The organism is Salinactinospora qingdaonensis (genome assembly GCF_039539445.1).
GTDB classification, from domain to species: Bacteria; Actinomycetota; Actinomycetes; order Streptosporangiales; family Streptosporangiaceae; genus Salinactinospora; species Salinactinospora qingdaonensis.
This window is the reverse complement of record NZ_BAABDD010000001.1, coordinates 446,368-470,078: the sequence shown is the minus strand read 5'-3', so window position 1 is coordinate 470,078 and position 23,711 is coordinate 446,368. Positions and strand designations below refer to the sequence as shown.

At 66.8% G+C, this 23,711-nt stretch carries 16 protein-coding genes and 1 tRNA gene; 8 read left to right on the top strand and 9 right to left on the bottom strand.

Annotation, left to right across the window (positions count from 1 at the left end; translation table 11 throughout):
* The first annotated feature begins 63 nt into the window (after positions 1-63).
* Positions 64-765: an SPFH domain-containing protein gene (locus ABD848_RS01955; protein ID WP_344966602.1), complete on the top strand. Its 702-nt coding sequence runs from the start codon at positions 64-66 to the stop codon at positions 763-765.
* Between the two features lie 141 nt (positions 766-906).
* Here ABD848_RS01955 and ABD848_RS01950 read toward each other — a convergent pair whose 3' ends face one another.
* Positions 907-1,968, bottom strand: a complete 1,062-nt coding sequence (locus tag ABD848_RS01950) for a serine/threonine-protein kinase (protein ID WP_344966600.1) — start codon at positions 1,966-1,968, stop codon at positions 907-909.
* A gap of 354 nt (positions 1,969-2,322) precedes the next feature.
* Between ABD848_RS01950 and ABD848_RS01945 the strand changes: the two genes are divergently transcribed.
* Positions 2,323-2,395 (top strand) — tRNA-Lys (locus ABD848_RS01945).
* Between the two features lie 130 nt (positions 2,396-2,525).
* On the opposite strand, the gene ABD848_RS01940 is transcribed toward ABD848_RS01945, so the two are convergent.
* Positions 2,526-3,212 (bottom strand): winged helix-turn-helix transcriptional regulator, encoded by a 687-nt coding sequence (locus tag ABD848_RS01940; RefSeq protein ID WP_344966598.1) that lies wholly within the window; start codon positions 3,210-3,212, stop codon positions 2,526-2,528.
* A gap of 141 nt (positions 3,213-3,353) precedes the next feature.
* Between ABD848_RS01940 and ABD848_RS01935 the strand changes: the two genes are divergently transcribed.
* Positions 3,354-4,400 (top strand): class I SAM-dependent methyltransferase, encoded by a 1,047-nt coding sequence (locus ABD848_RS01935; protein WP_344966596.1) that lies wholly within the window; start codon positions 3,354-3,356, stop codon positions 4,398-4,400.
* 101 nt (positions 4,401-4,501) lie between these two features.
* Here ABD848_RS01935 and ABD848_RS01930 read toward each other — a convergent pair whose 3' ends face one another.
* Complete coding sequence (locus ABD848_RS01930; protein WP_344966594.1) at positions 4,502-5,290, bottom strand: GNAT family N-acetyltransferase; 789 nt, start codon at positions 5,288-5,290, stop codon at positions 4,502-4,504.
* 183 nt (positions 5,291-5,473) lie between these two features.
* On the opposite strand from ABD848_RS01930, the gene ABD848_RS01925 reads away from it, so the two are divergent.
* Positions 5,474-6,571 (top strand): class I SAM-dependent methyltransferase, encoded by a 1,098-nt coding sequence (locus ABD848_RS01925; RefSeq protein ID WP_344966592.1) that lies wholly within the window; start codon positions 5,474-5,476, stop codon positions 6,569-6,571.
* Here the strand turns inward: ABD848_RS01925 and ABD848_RS01920 are convergent.
* The 5 genes from ABD848_RS01920 to ABD848_RS01900 all read right to left on the bottom strand — a co-directional run bounded on the left by ABD848_RS01920 (position 6,550) and on the right by ABD848_RS01900 (position 14,554).
* The gene (locus tag ABD848_RS01920; protein WP_344966590.1) at positions 6,550-9,522 is read right to left on the bottom strand and encodes a BTAD domain-containing putative transcriptional regulator; all 2,973 of its coding nucleotides are present in this window, start codon (positions 9,520-9,522) and stop codon (positions 6,550-6,552) included. The two genes, ABD848_RS01925 and ABD848_RS01920, sit on opposite strands and share 22 nt — an antisense overlap.
* Before the next feature lie 218 nt (positions 9,523-9,740).
* Positions 9,741-11,267: a sigma-70 family RNA polymerase sigma factor gene (locus tag ABD848_RS01915; RefSeq protein ID WP_344966588.1), complete on the bottom strand. Its 1,527-nt coding sequence runs from the start codon at positions 11,265-11,267 to the stop codon at positions 9,741-9,743.
* Positions 11,268-11,383: 116 nt separating this feature from the next.
* Positions 11,384-12,202 carry a PT domain-containing protein gene (locus ABD848_RS01910; protein ID WP_344966587.1) on the bottom strand — a complete coding sequence of 273 codons (819 nt, stop codon included), beginning with the start codon at positions 12,200-12,202 and terminating at the stop codon, positions 11,384-11,386.
* Between the two features lie 500 nt (positions 12,203-12,702).
* The gene (locus ABD848_RS01905) at positions 12,703-13,800 is read right to left on the bottom strand and encodes a cellulose binding domain-containing protein (RefSeq protein ID WP_344966585.1); all 1,098 of its coding nucleotides are present in this window, start codon (positions 13,798-13,800) and stop codon (positions 12,703-12,705) included.
* A gap of 367 nt (positions 13,801-14,167) precedes the next feature.
* Positions 14,168-14,554, bottom strand: coding sequence for a PfkB family carbohydrate kinase (locus tag ABD848_RS01900; protein WP_344966583.1), 387 nt, complete (start codon positions 14,552-14,554; stop codon positions 14,168-14,170).
* 346 nt (positions 14,555-14,900) lie between these two features.
* Between ABD848_RS01900 and ABD848_RS01895 the strand changes: the two genes are divergently transcribed.
* The 3 genes from ABD848_RS01895 (at position 14,901) to ABD848_RS01885 (ending at position 18,194) form a co-directional block, all read left to right on the top strand.
* A complete protein-coding gene (locus ABD848_RS01895; protein ID WP_344966581.1) occupies positions 14,901-15,467 on the top strand; it encodes an SRPBCC family protein in 567 nt (188 codons plus the stop codon).
* Between the two features lie 58 nt (positions 15,468-15,525).
* Positions 15,526-17,124, top strand: coding sequence for a class I adenylate-forming enzyme family protein (locus ABD848_RS01890; protein WP_344966579.1), 1,599 nt, complete (start codon positions 15,526-15,528; stop codon positions 17,122-17,124).
* An 83-nt stretch (positions 17,125-17,207) separates the two neighbouring features.
* A complete protein-coding gene (locus tag ABD848_RS01885) occupies positions 17,208-18,194 on the top strand; it encodes an NADPH:quinone reductase (RefSeq protein ID WP_344966577.1) in 987 nt (328 codons plus the stop codon).
* Between the two features lie 56 nt (positions 18,195-18,250).
* Here ABD848_RS01885 and ABD848_RS01880 read toward each other — a convergent pair whose 3' ends face one another.
* Positions 18,251-21,208: an AfsR/SARP family transcriptional regulator gene (locus ABD848_RS01880; protein WP_344966575.1), complete on the bottom strand. Its 2,958-nt coding sequence runs from the start codon at positions 21,206-21,208 to the stop codon at positions 18,251-18,253.
* A 1,210-nt stretch (positions 21,209-22,418) separates the two neighbouring features.
* Between ABD848_RS01880 and ABD848_RS01875 the strand changes: the two genes are divergently transcribed.
* Complete coding sequence (locus ABD848_RS01875) at positions 22,419-23,675, top strand: 3-deoxy-7-phosphoheptulonate synthase (RefSeq protein ID WP_344966573.1); 1,257 nt, start codon at positions 22,419-22,421, stop codon at positions 23,673-23,675.
* Positions 23,676-23,711 lie beyond the last annotated feature (36 nt).

Here is a 23,711-nt window from a genome sequence, read left to right as displayed (position 1 = left end):
CCCAGGCGTGGCCGTCCCCCTGCCCGCTTGCCCCAACCGGCCAGTTACCCGCGGGAGTCCTCGATGCTCGCCTCCAGCCCTCCGATGCTCGCCTACCTCAACCTCGTCGAGCCGATTTTCGGCGTCGTCTGTGTCATCGCCATCGTGCTCGTCTATCTGTTCAACTACGTGTTCTACACCGCTAAGGAGGACGAGGCGCTGATCATTCACCGGCACGCGAAACCGGCGGAGCCCGAAGTCAGCTTCACCAGGGCCGTGCTGCCGAGATTTCTCGACAAGGCCGATCGGGTCGATCTCTCCCCCAAGCGCATCGAGATATCTCGCAGCGGTCGGGAGGGGATGCTCTGCCGTGACGGTATCCGCGCCGACATCACCATCACGTTCTCGCTGCGCGTCAACCACACCGCTGAAGACGTGATCAAGGCCGCCTCCCTCCAGTACGACACGGGGGCCAGCACCCAGCAACGCCTGGAAGAGACGTTCCACGGTGGGTTCCACGACGCGCTCAAGGCCGTCGGAGCGCAGTTCGACTTCCTCGAGCTGCTCAACAACCCCGACGAGTTCCGCGACCGCCTCCTCAGCGCCCTTGACACCGACCTGAGCGGCTATGTCATCACCGAAACCGTCGTCACCCACCTCGAACAGAGCCCGCTCTCCCACCTTGACGAGGACAACATCGTCGACGCCGCAGGCGTGCGCAAGGCCAAGAAGCTGGCCGCCCAGGAAGACGACGGCACCGACGGCCACGCGCGCGAACACGGGTAGGTGCGCCGCCGGCCCCGAAACCGCGCCACGAGGGCGCCCTGCGTGGCGATCGTGGCGCGGAAGCCGCCAGGCCAAGGCTATCGGCTCGGTTAACGGTTCGCCGGCCGGCAGGTGGTCACGTGGCCTGTCTGGCGGGACGGGTCACGGCTGCTCGCGTCGGCTGGTCAGTATCTCCCGCAGCGCCGGCCGGGGAGGTTTGGGCAGCCGGTCCGAGACGCGGGTCCACTCCCTGCTGAGCAGGGCCCGCAACCGCTGCCGGTCGCCCGCGGGCGCCTCCTCGCCCGGTTCGGCAAGCTCCAGAACGCGCTGAAGGACCTCTTTGGAGCTGGGGCGGTCATCAGGGTTCTTCGCCATCGCCGCCAGCACCAACTCCTTGAGCTGAGGGGGGAGCCCCTGTAGGTCGGGCTGCTCGTGCAGGACCCGCCGGGCCATCTCCTTAGGTGGGCCATGGCCGAACGGGTCGTGCCGCGCCGCGGCGAAGCCCACCAGCGCTCCCCACAGGAAGATGTCAGAGCGGTCACTGACCGCCTTGCGCTGGTACTGCTCCGGGCTGATCCAGCCGGGCGTCCCCACCCGGTCGCCTCCCCCCGAGCCCGATTTGCTCGACTGGCTGGGCACGCGGGGCGGGGAAACGCGCCGCTCGCGCGCCCCCCGGTAGACCCGGCGCACCCGCAGCCACCAGGTCGGGTCCTCGTCGGCGTAGGCGATCCCGAAGTCGAGTAGCTTCGGCGCTTCGGGGGCCAAGATGATGTTGCTCGGCTTCAAGTCGCGGTGCACGATGCCCGCCGCATGGATCGACCGCAGCGCCTCGGCCGTGCCGGCCGCCAACCCCAACAGCATGCCGCCGCGCAGCGGCTGGTGGCGTTCCACGTAATGGCGCAGTGTCGGGCCGGGGACGAACTCGGTGGCCAACCACGGCAGTTCGGCCTCCACGTCGGCGTGGATGAACCGGGCCAGGCACGGGCTGTCGACGCGGGCCATCAGCTTGGCCTCGCGAGCGAAACGCTTGCGGAACTCTTGGTTGGCCGCGTGCTCGCCGTGAACGACCTTGATCGCGATATAGCCACTGAGTTCGTCGGTCGTGCCCGCATAGACGGTGCCCATGCCGCCCGAACCGATACGGCCGACGATGTCATAGGCGCCCACGGTGCGCGGATCGTCGGGGCGGAGGCGCTGTAGCCGGCGCGGCCCCCGCGCGATCATGGCGTGTCCTTGGATCTGACCAGCGCTGCCGGGCGCGCGCCGCGCTGGGCGGTGCACGGAACGCGGTCGGGGCGGGGGTGTCCTTGTTGGTCTGTCACGTAGCCGTCCTGGGTGTGTGGCGCGCGGGGCTTATGGGTCGAGCTTAGATCTCTGGGGCCGGTGATGACACGATCGTGTACCAGCCCAGCGGCGCTGTTACCGTCGCCGTTGGCTACCCAAGCAGCTCCGCGGGTCACGCGGCCACGGAAACAGCCGTCACGATGGTCGCCCGTAGCGGCGTTACGGGCGAGAGCGCCCCGCCCATCGGATAAACTAAGACCCAGTTGAGCGCCGCAACCGCTGGCGGCACAACCCGCGCCATTAGCTCAATCGGCAGAGCAACTGACTCTTAATCAGTGGGTTCGGGGTTCGAGTCCCTGATGGCGCACTGTTAATCGGCCCCCGGGGCGCGCCACGTTACGCACGGCCTCCCACAGCGCCAGATCTGCAGGGGCACAAGGGGAGTGTACTGGGAGGCACCCGCCGGCCGGCATCTCACCGCTGCGAGCGGGCAAGGGTCAGCCCAGGGGCGCAGAGGCCCGGGGCACGCTCGCGAACATCGACAGCCGCAGCCATCTTGGGAACGCCCGGGCGAGGTGGGGTGAGCCCACGACCTCCAACAACTCCTCGCACAGCGCTGTGCTCCAGTCGATGTCGCCACGCCATATCCGCACGAGGGTCCGAAGCCCGCAGTGCACCCCGAGGTCAATCGGGTGGCCCGGGTCGCTGTCGCATACATCGACGCTCTCGGGCGTGATGACCAGCCACCAGCTTCGGCTACCGTGCGCTACGTCGGTAAACGACAGCCTGACCACGGTGCGACCTCGGGGGACGGCGGCAAGGTCGATGTTGCGGTGCATGTCCCAGACGAGTAGCTGTGGGTCGAGATCCTCGTCGCCCAACTCGCCGATCCACCGGATTCCCCATGTGCCCAGCGTCTCCACCACCGGTTCCAGCTCCCGCCCGGCGGGGCTGAGGGCATACCTCACCCGGTTGCCGTCGTCGTGGCGCTCCACGATCCCGGCGCGGACCAGGCGCTGCAACCGCTTGCTCAGCAGCGCCGGCGACATGCGCGGCACCCCGCGCCGCAGTTCGTTGAAGTGCGTGCTCCCGGCGATCAGCTCCCGGATGATCAGCAGCGTCCAGCGCTCGTCGAGCAGTTCCATCGCCTTGGCGACGGGACAGAACTGTTTGTAGGTGCCCATATCGCGAGACTAGGCCAGCCGCTCCCCTCTGGGTAGTACAGATGTTGTACCGGGGGAGTACAGCTCCAGTACTGGTCAGCGCCCTCCTCACACCCCGATCGTGGTCATGTCCGGTCACACCTGTGTGAGGAGAGAACAACCATGACCGCCACCCACCCCACCACCGAGGCCCCACTCGCCGACCAGGCCAAAACGCTGTTGCAGCTACCCGCCGGCTACATCGGCTACCGCACCGTCGCCCTGGGACTGCGCTCCGGACTCATTGAGGCGCTGGCCGCGGCCGAGCCCGGCGGCGCCAGCGCTGACGACCTCGCGGAACAGCTCGATCTCGACCCCTTCTACGTCGGTGTGTGGTGCCGGGCCGCCTTCGGTGCGAGCGTGTGCGAGCGCGACGGCGCGACCTACCGGCTCGCGCCCCACATGGCGACCCTGCTCCTCGACGTCTCGTCGCCGGCCTATGCCGGCGGGCTGTTCACCGTCTTGAACCAGCCGGAGGTCTTCGACCGATTCGAGCGCACGCTCGCCACAGGCGAGCGGCTGTGGTGGGACGAGTGCAGCCCTGAGTTCATCCGGGAGGTCGCCGGTACCGGCACTCCCTTCTACACCCGACTAGTGCCCGGCGGGCTCGAACAGATTCCCGGCCTCGCCCAACACCTCGAGGCGGGCTGTCGGGTGCTCGACACCGCCTGCGGTTCGGGAACAGGGCTCGTGCGGCTGGCCCAGACCTACCCGAACTGCGAGATCACCGGCGTGGACGGGGACGCCCACTCGGTGGAGATGGCCGCCGAGCGACTCCGAGAGGCGGGGGTGGCCGATCGGGTCCATCTGATGGTGAGCCCGCTGGAGGACCTCGACCTCGACGCCTCGTACACCGTCGTCATCAACAACATCTCGATGCACGAGTGCCGCGACATCGACCGAGTGACCGACAACATCCACCGTGCCCTGAAGCCGGGCGGGTGGTTCGTCATCTCCGACTTCCCTTTCCCCGAAGACGAGACGGGCCTGCGCAGCGTGCCCGGGCGCATCATGAGCGGCATCCAGTTCTTCGAGGCCCAGATCGACGACCAGCTCGTCGCCCGCAGCTTCTACGACGGGCTGCTCTCCCGGCACGGTTTTACCGACATCGGTTCGTTCGGCCTGGCGCCGGTGCACGCGGTCACCTACGGCCGCGCCGAGCAGCGGTGAGCGGCGACTAGCAGCCACCGCAGCGTCCCTGACCGGGCCGATCGGCACCGGTTCCGGCAGGGACGCCGCCGCATTTTCGCCGAGCCGGGCCCGCGATGCGCTCAGCGCGACAGGCCCCACAGCGTGAAGCGGTTGATGCTCAAAAAGCCCAGCTCTTCCAGTCCCGGGCGGCTCATGTCGCTGGCGATCACGCCGACCGGCAGACCACTGGCGCTGGCGACCCGCTCGTGCACCAGCGCTTTCCACAACCCGTGCCGCCGGGCGTGCGGCAGGGTCACCCCCAGCGCCAGGTGCGCGATTCCCGCCTCGGTGAACAACGTGCCGATGGCGGCCGGCTCTCCCTCGTGCCAGGCCACCCACATCCGCTGCCGCCGCTCCGCGAGGATGCGCTCATCCAGATAGCAGCCGGGCCGGTAGGGCTGCAATTCGGGGATCGGATACCCCTCGACCACGATGCGCTCGTAGACGCGCACCCCCTCGGTGTCGGTCACCTCGCTCACTTCCGCCTGCGGCGCCGGCCCGGCCAGCCCTCCCGGCGGCAGCACCAAAAACGTCGGGTACCCGTGTAGCTGCCACCCGCGTTCCCGCAGATCAGGGGTGGGCCACGCGCTCCACAGCAGCACCTCGCCCGCGCCGCCCGCCGCCGCGTGCTCCACCTGCTCCAGCACCGGATCGACACGCTCGGCGGTCAGCGGACGCAGCAGGGTCGCCCCGTGCAGCCAGCCGAACGGCCGGTCCAGCACCGCGATCGACACCTCCGGCGTGCGCCGCACCACGCCACCCATCGCTGCGACCGGCCCCTCACAGGCCGCGGCGACGTTTCGGACGAACTGTCCGGTCAGCGTGTCGCCCGCCGCGTCGGAGCGGGCGTCGGAGATGGTCTCTGCCATAGACACGACCATCACCTCCTCAGTCTTGGTCGGCCACTCGGTTGCATTCGCTATGGCACCGCCCCCGGCTCACACCCCGCTTTCACCGGGCTCACACCAGGTTGGGAGTGCGGCGTGAGCCGGCTGTGAGCCGGGGCAGTGAACCTGACAACCAGACTCTGACCGATCTCAAGGAGGTCACCCATGACTACCGACGCGACCACCTGGACGGCCCCCACCGCAGAGGAGACCGCCGAGCGGTTCATCGGTAACGCCGCCACGATGATGGAGGTGCTCGGTACCGAGTTGGGCGTGCGGCTAGGGCTGTACCGCGTGCTCGCCGAAGGTGCCACCGATCCCCGCGGGCTGGCCGAGAGCGCCGGTATCCACCCGCGCTACGCCCGCGAGTGGCTGGAGCAGCAGGCCGTCGTCGGGCTCGTACGCGCCGCGGACACCGACACCGACCCCTACGCTCGCGTGTTCACGCTGCCCGACGGCCCGCGCGAAGCCCTGCTCGACGAGGACAGCCCCGCCTACGTCGCCACATTGCCCGGCTTCATCACCAGCTTCGTCACGGTGCTGCCCGAGGTGGCCGAAGCCTTCCGCAGCGGCGGCGGCGTCAGCTACGAGACCTACGGGGCGGGCACGCGCCACGGCATCGCCGGTGTCAACCGGCCGGGATACCTCAGCCAGATCACCGAATGGGTCGCCACCCTGCCCGATATCCACGCCCGCCTCACCACCGGTCCCGCCCGCGTACTCGACCTGGGGTGTGGCACCGGCTGGTCCAGTATCGCGATCGCCGAGGCGTTCCCTGCCGTGAGCGTGCACGGCGTCGACCTCGACGCGGCTTCCGTCGACGAGGCCCGCGCCAACGCCCAGCGCTCTGGACTGAGCGAGCGTGTCACCTTTGAACACGCCGACGCCGCCGCACCCGAGGCGGCCGCCCCGGGCTACGACCTGGTGTGCGTCTTCGAGGCGTTCCACGACATGGCCGACCCGGTGGCGGTGCTGCGCACCGCGCGTAGCCTCCTCACAGACGGGGGAGCGGTGCTCATCGCCGACGAGCGCGTCGCCCAACACTTCACAGCGCCCGGCGACCTGCTGGAACGGCTCAACTACGGCTTCAGCGTGCTGCACTGCCTGCCCGCGACCCGGGCAGAGGGCGCCACCGTCGAGGCCGGGACCGTACTGCGCCCCGACACCCTCTGCGCGTATGCACAGCAGGCGGGGTTCGCCGAGTGCGCGGAACTGCCGATCGAGCACGACCTGTGGCGCTTCTACCGGCTCGACCCCGCCTGATCCACAGGCACTCGTCCGGCCGCCGCGGCCTCGACCGCGGCCAGAACGCGGTTGACCAGATCGTCCAGGCCCGCCCGACGGCCTCGCTGCTGGGCGGCCTCGGCCGCCGCGTCGCCCAGCAGCCGCCGTGCTCGAGCGATGGCAGCGGCCAGCGGCGAGGCTTCGGGCGCGTCGTCGGGCAGCCGAGCCGGGGCCGCTGCCAGGGCACCGTGCAGCAGGCACGCTGTCTCCTCCTGGCCCGCTCGCACCAGCAACGGGACCACGTTGCGCAGCGTCACCCACTGCTGCGTCCGGTTGCCGATCCGACGCCAGTGTTCGACCGCTTCCCGGTAGGCGGCCAGGGCCGCCACCGGGTCACTCGCCGCGCGCGCCCGCAACGACACCGACGACACGGTTGCGACTCCGGTGATGAACACCGCATCCACCTCCGCAGCCAGTCGCCGCGACTGCGACAGCAGTTCTAGCGCCCGCTCCGGAGCGTCGACCAGCCGGCACTCGCCCGAGAAGTACAGCGACAGCGCGATCGGCCCGGGCGCCCCCAGTTCCTGGGCCACACGGCGGGCTGCGTCCGCCAGAGGCAGCGCCTCGGTGGTGTCGCCCTGGTAGCTCAGCGCCACCGCCTGGCTGCCCAGCGCTTCAGCGGCACTGACCAAATCGTCGTCACCGGCAGCCCCTGCCACCGCACCGTAGGTTTCAGCGGCCTCAACGAACTTGCCCTCCAGCAGCGCGACGTCGCCGAGGACAAGCAGCGACGCGGCGGCCAGCACAGGGGAGCCGCCCGCAGCCGCGGCCAGGCCCTGCCTGGCCAACTCCGCCGCGCGCGAGAAGTCGCCGCGCCCCCACGCCCCGTTGGCGGCCGAGGCCAGCGCCGCCGCCCGCAGCGGATGCTGCGCGGCCCCCGGCAGCGCCGCCGCGGTCTCGGCCCACTCCTGGACCTCGAAGCGCATCCGGTATCCGGCGTAGCCGGCCAGCGCCGCGGATAGCCGTACCGCCAGGTCGACGTCGTTGGCACACGCCCACCGGTGCACGATCCGGAACTCGTCGAGACGCTCGGTGATCCGGGCTACCCACACCGGCTCCTCCGGGGTGCGCAGTTCCTGCGCGGCCCGTTCGGCCATCTCTACGAAGTGGCGGGCGTGCGCCGCGTCGAGCAGAGCGGTATCTTCCTGCTCAGTCAACCGCTCGCTCGCGTAGGCCCGCACCGTGTCGAGTAGCCGGTAGCGGTCCCGTTCCGGTCCGGCCACCATCGACTTGTCCACGAGACCGGCCAGACACACCGCGACCCGGCGGCTTTCGAGGTACTCGTCGGCGCACACCCGCTCGGCGTCGTCGAGGGTGAAGTGCCCGTTGAATACGGTCAGCCGGCGCAGCAGCGCCCGTTCCTCAGCCGACAGTAGGTCGTACGACCAGTCCAAGACCGCGCGTACGCTGCGGTGGCGCCCCTCGTCACCGCGGCCACCGCCCAACAACTCCAGCGGGGAACGCTCGGCCATCGCAGCGAGCCCCAAACTGCGGGAACGTGCCGCGGCCAACTCGATAGCCAGCGGCAACCCGTCTAACCGCCGGCACAGCTCAGCCACCAGCGCCATATCGCCACTGTCCAAGTCGGGGCCGCCCGAGGAATGGAGCCGGTCCACGAACAGCGCCACCGCGGCACTTTCCCACCGTCCCGCCTCGCCGGAGTGTTCAACGGTGGGCAACGACGAGACCGCCATCACCCGCTCACCGGGTACCGCGAGTCGTTCACGGCTGGTGGCCAACAGAACCGCGCCCGGGCACCACTGCGCGATCCGTTCCAGCAGTCCGGCGACCGCACACACGACATGCTCGCAGTTGTCGACCACGATGACGCCGTTCACGCCACGTAACGCCTCAACCAGGAACTCCGCCATATCTCCTTCGGCCGGTTCGTGCAGTCCCAACGCGCGGCTGAAGCGGTGGACGACATCGGCAGCCTCTCCCGCCGGGCTGAGGTCCACCCACCACACCGGGCGGGAAGCTTTGGACAGTCGTAGCGCCAACTCCCACGCGAGTCGGGTTTTGCCTATACCGCCCGGCCCCACCAGCGTGACGATACGGTTTTCCTCGATCAGCTCGCCCAACGTGTGTAGTTCCGCCGCCCGCCCCACAAAGCCGGTCAACGGTGTGGGGATCGCCGTCGTCGCCCCCGGTTCCTGTTCACTGACGTCGCCCCTTGGCGGAGCCGCCGCAGACCGCTCGATCTCGTGGCGCAGTACCTGTTCATGCAGCCGGCCCAGCGCGGGCGAGGGGTCCACCCCCAACTCGTCGCGTTGACGCTGCTGGAAGTCGCGGTAGACGCGTAGCGCTTCGGACTGGCGGCCGGTCAGCGACAGTGCCCGCATGAGCTGGCCGTGCGGACGTTCCCGTAGCGGGTGAGCCGCCACCACGGCGCCGAGTTCGCTTACGGCCCGCTCTGGCTCCCCTGCTGCCAGCAGCGCCTCGCACCGCTCCTCGCGAGCAGCGCGCCGGAGCTCCTCCAGGCGCACCGCCGCAGCTTGCGCGAACGACTCTGCGAACTCGGCGTAGGCCGGGCCGCGCCACAATGTCAACGCCGCGTTGAAAGTCTCGGCCGCCGCAGTGGGAGTCTCGGCCAGCAGGGCGCGTGCCCGCTCGATCGCAGCTTCGAAGCGCCGTGCGTCGACCGTCTCGGGGGCTACGGGGAGGGCGTAGCCCGGCGGCTGGGTCACCACGAGTTCACAGGCCGGGGCGAGCAGGCTACGTAGTCGCGATACCTGGGTGTGCAGGGCGTGCTGCGCCCGCCGCGGGGGATCGTCCTCCCACACGGCCGTGATGAGGTCGTCGGCGGGCACCACACGTCCGTCCCCTACCAGTAGCCGAACGAGCAGGGCTCGTTGCCGACGGCTCGGCACAGGCACCCGCACACCGTCGCGGGTGATCTCCAACGCGCCGAGCACGCGGAACTCGAACATGGCCGTTCTCCTGGATCAACCGACTCTAGCCAGCTTAGTCCGGCGAGTTCGCCCGTTCCCACTCGACAGCCGTGGCTGCGCCGCCCGCTCCACCCCCATGGTCGCGCCGTGGTTCAGGTGTCTGCCCCGCAGCCTTGGTGCCTACTGCGACGGTTCATTGTGGGACAGCGCCGGCGGCCTTTCGGGAAGGCCGCCGCCATCGTGACTCGACTGGAGGGTCAGTACACGCAGGGGAGTTGGCTCAGCTTCTGCTGGGTTCCGGTGTCGGTGCCTCCGGGGCCTGACGCGCTCACCCACCACCTCACCGACTCGCCGAACGGCAGCCCGCCGACTGTGGCGCTCCACACTCCGGGCTCAGCACCCGTACTCATTGGCTGCTGGCCACTCGCCGACGCTGACTCCCAATTCACCACCACCGACGTCGCGCCCATGCTCGTCTGCGCCGAGACGCTCATGGTCCAGGGGCCGCCGCACCCCTGCGAGACGTCTTCAGCCGTGGCCCCGAGCACCGACACCGGCGCCTCAACCGTGGCCGATTCCGATACGGACCCGCTCACGCCGTCGTCAAGCGGCTCCTCACTCGTGGGCGATGGGGGCTCTTCGGGAGCTGCTACCTGGCCCCCAGGAGGCGAGCCGGGGGTATTCTCCCGAGCGGGAGTGGAAGGGGCTGAGGTTTCGGCCGCACTCGCTCCGGCTACTGTCGAGGATTCGCTAGCTCCCGCCGGGGACGGTGCCGGCTCCCCAGCCGAGGACACCGAAGGCGCCGCTATCGGATCCAACGGCGCGACGTAGGACCTCCACAACCCCGGCAGGAGGAGCAGTCCACCGATCAGCATGAGCAGTAGCCCGCCGACGGTCACGAACATCGCGATCGTCGAGTAGCTGCCACCGCCGCCCAGCCCCGCCTGCACGGGAAAACCATCCCGGTCGTAGGTGCCCGCCTTCTCCGCGAACTCGCTGTTGTGGCCGGCCAACCCCGTATCGCTGGTGCTGGACATGAGCTGCTCGTACAGTTCCGGCGGTGCCGCTACGAGAGGCAGCGCGTTGAGGAGAGACGCCGGGGTGAGGAGGGCACCGCGCTGCTCCTCACAACGCCGGCACGACTTCAGGTGCCGGTTGATGCGCTTACGCCACAGCGGCGTGAACTCGCCATCCCAGTCAGCGAGCAAGGTGCGCAACTCCGGGCAGTCCTTACCGCGGGTGCGGGCCACCAGTAGGGTTCCCAACGCACGCTCTAGTTGGGCGCGGGCCGTGGCTGCGACCGCGTTGGCCTGCTTGGCGGGAACCCCCAGCACTCCCGCCAGTTCGGTGCCGCTCAACTCGTGACGCAGCGTCAAGTCGATGACCTCACGTTCGCGCGGGTTGAGCCCGGCCATCGCCGCGCGCACCAGGGTGCGAACCTCCTCGCGGTGGAGGCCGCGTTCGGGGGTCTCCTGAGATTCGTCGGTCATCTCCGGTATTTCCTCTAACGAGGCGGCGAAGCGAGAGCGGCGGCGCAACACCCGGTGACACTGAGATCGGGCGATTGCGTACAGCCACGGCCGCAGCGCATCGGGGTTCCGGAGACGACCCACACGTTCTCCAGCGATGATGAACGTGTCGTGGACGGCGTCGGCTGCCGCCTCGTAGTCGTCGAGCAGTCTCAAGCAGTAGTCGTGGAGACGGTCCGCATAGTAGCGGTAGGCTTCCGCCAACCCGTGTGGCTCTCCCGCGAGCATCGCGTCCACGATCTCAGCGTCCCGCATACGCCGAACCTAGCCTCGCCACTGGATAGTGGTCAGTGCCGATTGGGTAACAACATCTTGGGTCCGGTCCCCTGTCGGCCCGTGGCCGGCAGGGGCGGTGACACCCCGTGAGCTTCTCAGTCGAGAAGCGCGTCGTCGTGGTCCTCGCGGCGCCGAAAGATCCAGAAGGCGGCCCCGCCGCAGATCACCAGTCCGGCGCCGCCTACGAACAGAAAGGCTGCTCCAGGACCGGTCACCGGCAGGCCCTGGAGACCGTCTTTACCGTCGGGCGTGGTGGTGCCGTCCTCGGGAGTGCGCTCGTCATCCGGAGTGGGTTCGTCGGAGGGTTCATCTGAAGGCTCGTCGGAGGGTTCGTCGGAGGGTTCATCTGAAGGCTTATCTGAAGGCTCGTCGGAGGGTTCGTCGGAGGGTTCATCTGAAGGCTTATCTGAAGGCTCGTCGGAGGGTTCGTCGGAGGGTTCATCTGAAGGCTCATCTGAAGGCTCGTCGGAGGGCTCATCCGAGGGCTCGTCGGACGGTTCCTCCGAAGGCTCCTCGGACGGCCAGAAGGTAGGCCAGTCAGTGGGGAAATCGGTAGGGAAGTCGGTAGGCAGGTCCGTGGGGAGATCGGTGGGAAAGTCCGTCGGCGGGTCGGGAGGGCAGTAGCCGGGAGTCTCAAACCAGCAGCCGTCCTCGACGAGATCGTCCGGCATGGGCAGTTCCTCGACGGGAACATCCGCGAGGCCCGAGTCTTCGCCCGAGGGTTCGGGACCGCTGGGAACGTCCGTGGGGATATCGATCGACGGGTTACCGCCCAGGCCGCCGGGGCCGGGAAAGTCCTCCCCGATGGGCCAGGAGGGGGAGGCAGCGGCCGGCACAGCGGTCAGCGGGCTCAGCAGGGTGGAAGTGGCGCACAGCGCGGAAAGGGCGATGGCGCGGGAGGTGAACTTACGCACGAGTGCTCCTCGGTGTGGACGGTTGTTGCGCGTACACCTGTAAGAGCCACCGACCCTGCCGGGGACAACGATTTTTCGCCGAAAAATTTCCACCGGCTCTCTAATCCCCGTTGACCAGCGAATAAGCGCTATTTCGGCCCAGGGGCCCCGCTTCCAGCCATAAGCATGGAGCTGCCCGCTCCGCAGGGGAGTGCCCGGCTCACTGGTGGGAGTGAGAAACAGGGTGCAGACGGTGCCCGGCACGGAGTCCAAAGCGCCGGGCCGGCTGTGCGAGGCGCCGGCGGTGAAAGGGGAGCGCTGGCCGACATCGCCGCCCAGCTACACGCCCTTTGGAGCACGCCGCCGATGGTGTGGTTCGGGGCTCGCCTTCCGTGCTTCGGTGGGAGGTCGCTGTTGTCGTCGCACGCCCCAAAGTCCTGGTGGCGCGCGCTTGGCCGGGACGGCACAGGAGGTACCGTCCCGGCCGATGACCGCTCTGCCGTGAGGAACCGGCCGTGTCGCTAGAGGATGGAGTCCAGCGCGTCGAACCAGTCCTCGGCGATCTTCTCGTTACCGGAGTCGTTGGGGTGCACCCCGTCGTAGGTGTCGGTGGCAGTGTCGAAACCGGTCCACTGGTCCACCACCACGACCGGGGACTGCGTCGTGCTCTCGGCGGCTGCCCAGTCGGGGATGGCGGCGTTGAGCTCCTGAACACCTTGGGCACAGGTCGAGCAGCTCTGCGCGGAGTCCATCGGGATGATCTGGGCCACCAGGATCGTCATGTTCGGGTTATTCGCCCGCATCTGGGCCACCAGCGTGCTGTAGGCATCCAGGATGGTCTGCGTGTCCACCGCACTCCAGACATCGTTGGTGCCGAAGTGCATCATGACGATGTCGGGATTGGTCTGGTCGAGCCAGCCCACCAGTTGTCCCTGGTTGGCGACGTTGGTCACCAGCGCGCCCCCGTGGCCCTCGTTGTCGCCGTCGTGAGCGACACCACAGCCCTGTTCGGGCAGGCTGCCTACGAAGTCGATGTTGGTGTAGCCACTGTTTTGCAGCTCCTGCCAGAGCAGCGCGCGCCAGCAACCGGGAGAGCCGGTGATGGAGTCGCCCAACGGCATGATCCGGGTGGCGGTGTCACCCCCGTCGTCTCCGCCGTCATCGCCTCCGTCGTCTCCACCATCGTCACCTCCGTCGTCTCCGCCGTTGGCGAAGGTGCAACTGACATCGGCGGGTGCGGTGTTGGAGCCGGAGTAGGTCGCCTGGAACCCCAGCGATGCGCTGCTGCCTGGGGCGACCTCGCTGTTCCAGCCGGCGCTCGTCGCGGTCACCTCCTGGCCGTCCTGGGTCACCGAACCGTTCCATGGGTTGGTGATCTGCTGGTCGCCGGGGAAGGTCCAGGTGACTGTCCAGTCAGAGCCGCTGGCGTCGCCGGCGTTGGTGACAGTGACCTGGGCGGTAAAGCCGCTGCCCCAATCGTTGGTCACCGTGTAGTCGGCCTCGCACTGGGCCGCCGCCGAGGCCGCCGGGGTATACAGCAGGCCGGCGCCGAGCGAGAGAACGGCCACTGCCGCTAACCGGCCGAACCCCGCTGCGGCCCATCCGGATTTTTCGCGCATCCATCTCTCCTTGCGAAAGATTTGCTGGGGGATGATGAGAGCCCTATTGGGAGCGCTCCCAAAGCTTGGCAATAATAGCGATTGAAAGTCTGTGTGTAAAGGATTACGGCGATATTCCGCTGTTTCTTATTGTGCAACTTATAGCTGCTGCTGACGGGGATTTTTCGACAGCGCGGCTTTTGAGCACCGACAAACGACGCGCTTCACTGGGGTGTCATCGCCACCCGCGGCCAGATTTCTCACCACCCGTTGCCGGGGCCGGCGCCACCTCTGCCGCAGGCGGCTACCGCCCTTAGCTCAAGGCGAGCGCCGCCGAGGCTTCCGCCACCCAACTCGCCTCCGGCACGGCCAGAGCCGCTCGGCTGTCTCAGGAACCGGAAGCGGGCGCCGTGTCACCGGTGCAGCGCAGCGTCATCGCCGCGCACAAGTGCCCCGAGCACAACCGTGGCACCATGCTCCGCCCAGACAGCAGCCCCGACAGATCACCCGCGGCAAAGGCATCACCTGCGCCCACCGGTTCGATCACCTCGACCTGTGGGGAGGCCACGTGGCTGCGCGCATCCGCCTCGAAGCCAGTGGCGCCGAACTCGGCGTCCTTGACCACTAACTGGGCCACGTCAGGCAGGAGCCCGCGGATCTCATCGACGGTCGTGGTTGCCCAGAGAGTCTCGGCCTCGTCGCGCCCCACGAGTACCACGTCGGCGGATCGAGCCAACTCCAGCAACCGTTCTGGCGCCCGTGGGCCCGGACTCACTCCCGCGCGGCCACAGTTTCGGGCGGTAGTTGACGTCGAAGCTCACCAACGGCCCGCTGTCGTGGCGCTCCAGCAGCAGCAGGTCCAGTGGCGCGGCGCACTCCCGCGACAGCACGGGGGGACAACCGATGGGACACCGCAGAACCGTCGGCTGGCGCAGGCCGGCCCGATATTTCGGATCACCGGTTGATCAGGCGGAGGAGTCCCTACCGTACATCGGCCCCCTTGGTGACCGGGCACCGCCGCCACGACAGCACCGCGTGCGACCGCTGCGAGGCCGGCTGATGATTTGACGCCGCAACGAAAGCATCGCATCGGCCACCGGGAATCTGGCACTTTGCTTGTTATGGGAGAGAAACACAGTGAGATGCAACATCTTCTCCTGGCTAGCGCCGAAATCTTCGTTCCCGCAACCGCAGAGGAAACCTATTCCGTGGTGAGCGACCTTCCTCGCAGTGGGGAGTGGAGCCCGGAATGCGTAGGCGGGGAGTGGGTTCTGGGCGAACCCGCAGCGGTGGGGTCGGTTTTCCGCGGCGAGAATGTGCGCAAGGAGGATGTGGTCTCCTGGGCGCCGGTGGTACGCGGTAGGTGGCACACCGAATCCGAGGTGATCGTCGCCGATCCCGGGCGTAGTTTCCACTGGGCGATGCGCACCAATTCAGGGGAAAAGCAGGACAGCGTGTGGGCCTTCGAGCTCGAGCCCGCCCAGGGCGGATGCGTGCTTACCCACCATTTCCGTATGGGCAGGGCCACCGAAGGAATTCTGAATATCACGGCCGAGATGGACGAAGCGCAGAAGCAGCGCTTTTTTCGCGAGTGGAACGTCAAGATCGAGCAAGATCTCGAAAGCACGCTCCACCGCATTAGAGATGTGATCGTCAACGACCGGACAGCGCGCCCCCAGCTTCCGTAACCATTTCTGACACCGGAGCCCCACCCGTCGTCTCAAGCAGTGTGAGAAGGGCAGGAACATGCTATTGCAGCGCCTTGGCAACAAAGGAATTCGCTTGGGAACGGTCTTCGACCGTGTGGCCGCCCGCCACCCGTCGAACGTTGTCATCCTCGATCACGATCTCGATGTCGCTCCGGAGCGCAACCGTCGACTGACCGCGGCTGAGGTGGCCGACCTGGTAGCCGATCTGGCTTCCCGACTATGGGCCGCGAAGGTGCGCCCGGGAGAGCGCGTGGTGGTCTACAAGTCCGACGGCTTCGACATCTCGCTCTTGGCCTGTGCCGTGGCCCGCATCGGCGCCGTGCCGGTGATGCTGTCCCCCAAGCTCGACGGGGAGTCGGTCACCGAACTGCTGCGCCGAGCGACCCCGGCGTACTTCCTGACCGACCAGGCCAAGCTTGACAACGAACTCACGGACACGGTCTTCCAGATCGCTGAAAAGGTGCTGCTGGCCTCCGGAGACCACCCCGACGCCCTCCCGATGCACGCCCTCGCCGGAGCCCAGCGCGTCGACCCCATCACGATGCCGGCCAACCACCCAACCTTGGTGACGCACACCTCCGGCACCACCGGCCTGCCGAAGCTGGCGGTGCACACCGGCTACAGCCTCATGGCACGCTACCGCCCGCAAGCCTCCGCGGTCGCCCTCGTACGCAAGCGCGAGACAGTGGCCATGCACGTGTCCTTCGTCCACTCCAGGGTCGTCAGCGCCATGACCATCGCCCTGTCCCGCGGCTTCCCACTTTTGGTCCTCAGAGACTCCGACCCCGAGAACGTCGCGGAGCTGTTCGCCCGGTTTCGCCCAGGCATCATCGAGGCTCACCCCAACTCGTTCATGGAGTGGGAGCAGCTCACCGAGGACTCCCGCCGCCCCCTTGCTCACGTGAAGTACTTCTCCAGTACGTTCGACGCCATCCATCCGCGCACCGTGCACCGTCTCCTGCACGCCAGTAACCGCCAGATGCCGCTGTTCGCCCAGTTGTACGGCCAGAGCGAGACCGGGCCCATCGTTGCCTCCTCCTTCACCCGAAGCCAGCTCCCGGAGTCCAATGGGCGTCGGGTTGGTGTTCCCTTCCCGGGGATGACCGATGTGCGTGTCGTCAGCCGCAACGGCGCCCCGCCCTCGGAGTCCAACCCTGGATATATCGAGGTGCGTAGCGACGGTCGGGCGATCACCTTCCTAGGGGAGCCCGAGCGCTACGCCAAGCAAGTTACCGAGGACGGCTGGTGGCGTATGGGCGACGTAGGCTATCGAGACCGGTGGGGGCGCCTTTACCTGCTCGATCGCGAGGTCGACGTGATCGAGGGGTTCGGTTCCACCCTGGCCACTGAGGACACGCTGCTGGCCCGCCTTCCCGAGCTCACCGAGGTGATCATCGTTCGGGGGGCGGACGGTACCCCGGTCCCCGTGGTAAGCACCCACGACGACACGCCGCTGGACACCACCGCCTGGCAGCGTGCCACACGGGAGCTCCCCCCCATGGCCGAGCCCGTGCAGTGGCGGATCGACGACCTGCCCCATACGGCCACCACTAAGATCAAGCGGCTCGAACTCGCTCGTGTGCTGGCTGAGAACGGTCACGGGACAGCGGGGCACGCTCTTCGTTCCCAATCCTGACCTCTCCCCACACCCGCCCCCACCATGGGGGCGGGCCCGTACCGCATCCCCATCGCCGGTCCCCTGAGCAGGAGAGTACAGTCATGCGCGCCGCCTACATCGAGCAGCTCGGCCCACCGGAGGCCATCCGCTGTGGTGAGCTTCCCGCGCCACGCCCGGGGCCTACCGACGTGTTGGTGGATGTTTCAGTCACCACCGTCAACCACGTGGACACCTTCGTACGGTCCGGGCTCTTCCGCACCCCCACCCCTTTCCCGTTCGTCATCGGGCGAGACGCGGTCGGCACCGTTGCCGAAGTCGGTCCAGGCGTGTCCGGGTTCGCCGTCGGTGACCGGGTGTGGTGCAACAGTCTCGGGCACGGTGGCCGGCAGGGAGCAGCGGCAGAGCGGGCCGTGGTCCCGGCGGAGCGGCTCTATCATCTGCCGGCGGGGGTTGGTCCCGTGGAGGCAGTGGCCACGGTGCATCCGGCCGCCACGGCCTATCTGGCCCTGTTCGTCCACTGTCGGCTCACTCCCGGAGAAACGGTGGTCGTCACCGGCGCCGCCGGCAACGTCGGCAGCGCGCTAACCGTACTCGCGGCCCAGGCGGGGGCCCGGGTGGTCGCCGTCGCCGCCGCGCGTGACGCCCAGTATTGTCGTAGGCTGGGCGCGGCCCACGCCCTCGACTACCGTGACGCTCGTCTGTGGGACGAGCTGTCCGAGAAGTGTCCGCAGGGGGCCGCCCTCTACCTTGATGCCGCCGGTGTCAACAATCTCGAGATGGCCGTCGACCTACTTGCCCGGCGCGGCAGAATCGTCCTGCTCGCCGGGGCCCGGAGCCGTCCTGTCCTGCCGGTGGGGGCGCTGTACATGAAGGATTGCCAGGTAGGCGGATTCGTCATCTCCCACGCTGCGAGCGCTGACCTCGCCGAGGCCGCGGCCGTCATCAACCGCCTACTCGCAACCGGGCGGCTCCGCCCGCGGAGCACCGAGACACTCCCGCTGAGCGCCGCGGCCCAGGCTCATCGCCTAGTCGAGAGCGGTAAGGCCAGCGGCAGACGTCTGGTGCTCCACATCGGAACTCAGGAGTAGGGGCCGTGGCTTCGCTCCACGGCAACGGGGGCCAGCCCGCCCGCGATCTGGGGGCACTAGCCGGGTTTAGGGATACCCATCTCCCGGAACCGCGCGTTGGCCTCGCGGATGTAGCGAGTCTGGGAGGCGATGTCTCCGCGTGCCCCGTAGATCTCGGCCATCGTGTGGCAGATGAGGGCATAGCACCGCGGATCGTTCAGGTGCTCACCGAGGTCCAGCGCGGCGATTCCCTTCTCGTGGGCGGTCTCGACGTCGCCGGCACGCAGCAGGGCCGCGGCCAGATCCCGCAACAAATGAGCCTGACCGTTGAGGTCCGAGCCGTCGCAGACGAACTCGAACGCACGGGTGTAGGCATCGACAGCGCCGCGGAAGTCCCCACGCGCCCCACACAGCTCGGCTCTGCGACGCCAGAGATGTGCAGACAGGTCCCAGTGAGAGGGATCACGAGCTGTCTGTTGGGCACAGTCGAGGTCAGATTCGGCGCCGTTCAGGTCGCCGAGCTCGATCCGTATGCGGGCCAGGTGGAAGAGCACCTGGACTTGGCTCTCGTTGTCACGGGCGTCGCGAAGCGCTTTCAACGCCTGCGAGTCGAGGTCCAGTGCCTGCCACAGCTCGCCCCACATGCGCTTCTCCACAGCGTAAGCGGCCAGCGCCAGGCCGCGCCCGTGGTCATCGCCGATCTGGGCGAAGATTTCGATGGCTCTGTGGAAGAGCTCGCTGGCGGGCCTGCCAGTATGGTTGTGTAACTGGCCCAGACCGCACAGCAGTGCGGCTTCCCCTCGCTGGTCACCGGCACGTCGTACCACCTCCAACGCCTTCTCATGGGTCTCGCGCCAGTCCTTGATCTGGCTGTTGTATAGGAAGAACTGGGCGCACGACGTCGCGAGGTTCCAGGCCAGCTCGCTCAGGCCGTAGTCGGCCGCCTGCCTCACAGCGCTGATGAGGGGGCGGCGCTCTGTCAGGTACCAGTTGACCGGTGAGTTCAGCAGTGCCGCCACATCTGCCGGATCTGGTGACCAGAGCGGGAATTCCGATCGCACCATATCGGCCTCGCGCCCTGTGCTCCGGCGCCTGGCTTCCCTGGCCAGGAAGAGCCAGCCGCCCAGGCACCGTTGCAGCACGGTGCGGCGGTCGGACTCAGTCTCTTCCGCCAGTGCACGTTCCCGGGCGTAGAGCCGCACGAGGTCGTTCATCCGGTACCGCATCTGGCCGAGATCGTCCTCGCATGCGATCTCCACCAAGTGGGCGTCTAAGAGTTCCTGTAGCAGATCGTTGCCGCTTAGCGAGTCGGTATCCAGGAGCGCGCACACGGTCCATTCCGGTAGGTCGGGCATGTCGACCAGTCCCAGTAGCCGGAACAGGCGGGCCGATTCCGGTCTGAGCGCGCCATAGCTGAGGGCGAAGTTGGCGGCTAGGTTCACCTCGCCACAGCTCAGCTCGGCCAGTCGGCGCTGCTCGTTGGCCAAACGTCGGGTGAGGTTCGCAACGCTTTGTCCGGGGCGGACGGTGATCCGGGCTGCGGCGATCCGCAGCGCCAGGGGGAGACCGTCGCATAGCGCGGCGAGTTCCCCCAGCGCGGCGTCGTCCATGCCGCAGGCCGTGGTTCGTAGTTCCAGGACAGACTTGAGAAGGTCGATCGCCTCGCCACGGTTCAGCGTCGACAGGTGCAGATGGCTTACTCCATGGGTGACGGCGAGCCCCTCAAGGGCGTTGCGACTGGTGATCAGCACCGCACTCCCCGGTTCGGAGGAGAGCAGCGGTCGGATTTGCTCAGAGCTGTGGACGTTGTCCAGCAACATCAAGATCCGTCGTCGCGATAGTTCGGCGTGGAAGAGGCTCTCTTGCTCCTTGAGCTCGGTCGGGATGAGCTCTCCCGAGATGCCGAGCGCGCGCAGGAACGTGTGGAGGACGTCCGAAGCGGACAGAGGGGTCGCCCCCTCGGTGAAGCTACACATGTCGATGTAGAGCTGACCGTCGGGGAAGCGCTTGGCGACCTGATGCGTCCAGTTCAGGGCCAGTGCCGTCTTGCCAACGCCGCCCATCCCCGTGATGACGATCCTGGGGGTGATGTTCAGTTTCGTGCGCAGCTCGAACTCTTGGTGTAGCCGGCTGAGTTCGTCGTCGCGCCCGCGGAATCCCACAGGAGGTGGCGGGAGCTGTTGTGGGATGGTCCCACTACCCGTGCCCTGTGAAACGGTGCCGGTTCCGGTGCTTTCCCAGCTCAGGGGTGCACTCTCTACAGAGTAGGCGGGCAGGGCGCGGGGCGGGGGGACGGCGGCGCCGCGCAGGATCATCCCATGAGTTTCTTGGAGCTCGGCCCCCGGATCGATCCCCAGCTCCTCAGCCAGCAGTTTCCGGGTTTCGCTGAAGACCGCCAGTGCCTCGCTGCGCTGCCCCATCCCGTAGAACGCACGCATCAGCAGCGCACGCAGATGCTCTTGATAGGGCTCGTGGTCCACCAGGAGCGTCAGCTCGTTGACGGCATCCTGGTACCAACCCTGCTCGATCTCCAGTTCGAGGCACTCCTCCTGAACCGAAGCGCGCCACCGTTCGATGCGAGCCGCCTCGGACCGCAGCATCAGGCTAGAGAGGTCGCCCAAGGTGGTGCCTCGCCACAGGGCGATGGCCGAGCGTAGGTGGCGCACGGCATCTTCGTCACAGGAGGCGCTGCGGGCGGCGCGGGCCTTGTTGATCCGCTGTTCGGCAAGCCGCAAATCGGTCGTCACCGATGCGGCCTGGAGAGTGTAGCCCGCCGGGGTAGTCGCGATCAGGGAGTTCTTGGGAGCGTACAGCTCTTTACGCAACGAAGAGACGCATATGGCCAGTTGGTTGCGTGCCGTCTGTGGTGGGTTGCCCGACCAGACAGCATCGATAAGGCTGTCAGCAGCCACTGGACGTCCGAGATTGAGTGCAAGTAGGGCCATGACCGTGCGTTCGCGCTCGGAGCGCAGTGGGACCATGTCATTGCCGACGAAGATTTCAAGTGGTCCCAGAAGGTTGACCTTGTGCTCCATATATCGATCTCTATATATTACGAGAGTAGGGACCTGCCTAGGTTTTGCGCTTTTCTTCTGGTTCGGGGCGTCTTTTTTCTATCAGAAGAAGTGTGAGAAGTCGACATAATTGTCGTTGCTGCTTGTGAAGATAGCTTCTTTGCTGGTGAGGGATGTTTTAAGCGGTCAGTCGAAATCTTTGCCCCTTGTTCGGCTTCTCGTCGTCGGTACGTGCGTACCGAGCGCTGGGTGCGCTTGGGACACGGCGGTTCACCTGGTGCGTGTCTGTAGCAGGGCAGATTAGGATTTCGGGGGCTCTCGGGGGTATCGCGGCAGGTTTACCCTCACACTCGGCCGCTTTTAGAGTCACATAGCCGAGTGCGAGATTTCTTGATCATGGCAGATACTATCGCAACAAATAAGATGATCTTCAGATGGGGGAGCGGTCAGGGGCGGCCGCAAGGGCGTCATCGGAAACGAGCCACGGATCGGAACGTGGCTACCCATCCGAGAGCACAGCTCACATCACTGCGGCGTCGGATGTGAGGTTTGCCCGAACATCCCCCACAGGGCGGAGGCACCTACCGCTGTGCCTTTCCTGCCCCTGTTGGAGAGTTCGGTCACCTCCTCCGGGCCGTGTTGGTACCCCTGACTTCCAGGCAAGAAATCGACAAGAAATCTGGGAGAAACAGGCACGAATTATTTTTGTCGGTGGATGGTGTGTGCAGTGGCCCCAGCAATACTTCCGAGGCCCAGTGATTGTGTATTTCGATTTCGAACTATGTTTCCATGTCGAGAGATTCGATAGTATTGGGTGTATCAATTTAACAGGAATTAAAATTTCAAAATCGACATGATTTGTAATATATTTCCCTTTTGGTTTTGCGTGTTTTCTGTTTTAATTTTAGGGTGGCAACGTCCCCTTCGATTTTATTGTACGTTTCGTAGGTACTGCCTCTTGTTGGGAATATCGAAAACAAAGTGGAGGGGTGTCATTTTAAATAAAATATGAACCTCTGTTGCGAGATTTTTCGATTATATTTTTGATGGTTCGAGAGATTCGTGGAGAGTGTTTCCTTATTTTTTATTGGCTTCCTTTATTGGTGTATGGGCTTCGGAGTCCTCTTGAGAAAGAGGGGGCTCTAGGTAAGTCACTGCGGCTGTGAGGATCGTTATGAATGTCACAGGCGAAAAACTGAACCGGAGGCGGTTGATGAAATCCCCCCGCTCCTTGTCCGCTACGACCGAGGGCGCCGCCAGAGCACAGCCCTCTGAGAGCGCACTGCTTTGGATGCTGCCCGCCCAGCAGCAACCAGAGTGGTCCGACCATCCACGGATCTCCCACGTACGTGACGAGCTTTCCCGCCTGCCTGGTCTGGTGGGGTTCCAAGCCGTGCTGCGACTCAAAACGATCCTCGCCGAAGTGGCCAGGGGCGAGCGCCTCGTCATTCAAGCTGGTGACTGTGCCGAGGACTTCGCCGACTGCGGTTCCGAAGCCATCGCCGCCAAGAGTGAGCTGCTCGCCGGTCTCGCGGCCACCATGTCTGCGGGCTCGGATATGCCAGTCACTCCCGTCGGACGTATCGCCGGCCAGTTCGCCAAGCCGCGCTCGCGCCCCACGGAGCACTACGACGGGATCGAGCTGCCCGTCTACCGCGGGCACATGGTCAACAGTCCTCTTCCCGACCCGCGGTCGCGTCGCCCCGATCCCAACCGACTACTGCTGGGCCACCGCGCCGCCCGCCACGCCGCTGCTGCTATCGAGGCTTCCGCCGTAGCGCAAGAGGAGGTGTGGACCAGTCACGAGGCCCTCCTGCTCGATTACGAAATCCCGATGCTGAGGTGTTCCTCCGACGGCAGGACTTTCCTGGCCTCGACCCACTGGCCCTGGGTCGGTAACCGTACTCGGCAGTTGGACCACGCCCACGTCGCACTCCTGTCGAGCGTAGCCAACCCCGTCGCCTGCAAGATCGGCCCCACCACCGCCCCAAGCGAGCTACTGGAGCTGTGCGAGCGCCTTGATCCACAGCGCGAACCGGGACGACTCACCCTCATCTCCCGCATGGGGGCCGACCTGGTCGGCGACCGGCTGCCGCCCTTGGTCGAAGCGGTCGCCGAGGCGGGGCATCCCGTCGTGTGGCTGTGCGACCCCATGCATGGAAACACACTTAGCTGCCCGACCGGGCACAAGACCCGTTTCGTCACCGCGGTGATCCGTGAGGCGAACAGATTCCAGGACGTGCTCGCGGCGAGGAACGCCGTAGCCGGCGGCCTCCACCTGGAGACGACCCCAGAGCCGGTGACTGAGTGCGTCGTGGACAGCGACCGTCTTGCTCTGGTGCCTGAGCGCTATACGACGCACTGTGACCCCCGGCTCAACCCTGAGCAGGCATTGACCGTGGCCTCGGTGTGGCGTCTGGCGGGGGCGCCTTCCCACCACCGGCGGTTCCTGACAGTGGGTACGGCCGAGGCGTCGACGGACCGGTGAGACGTCCCTGGCCACGAGCCAGGATTTCGAGAGGAG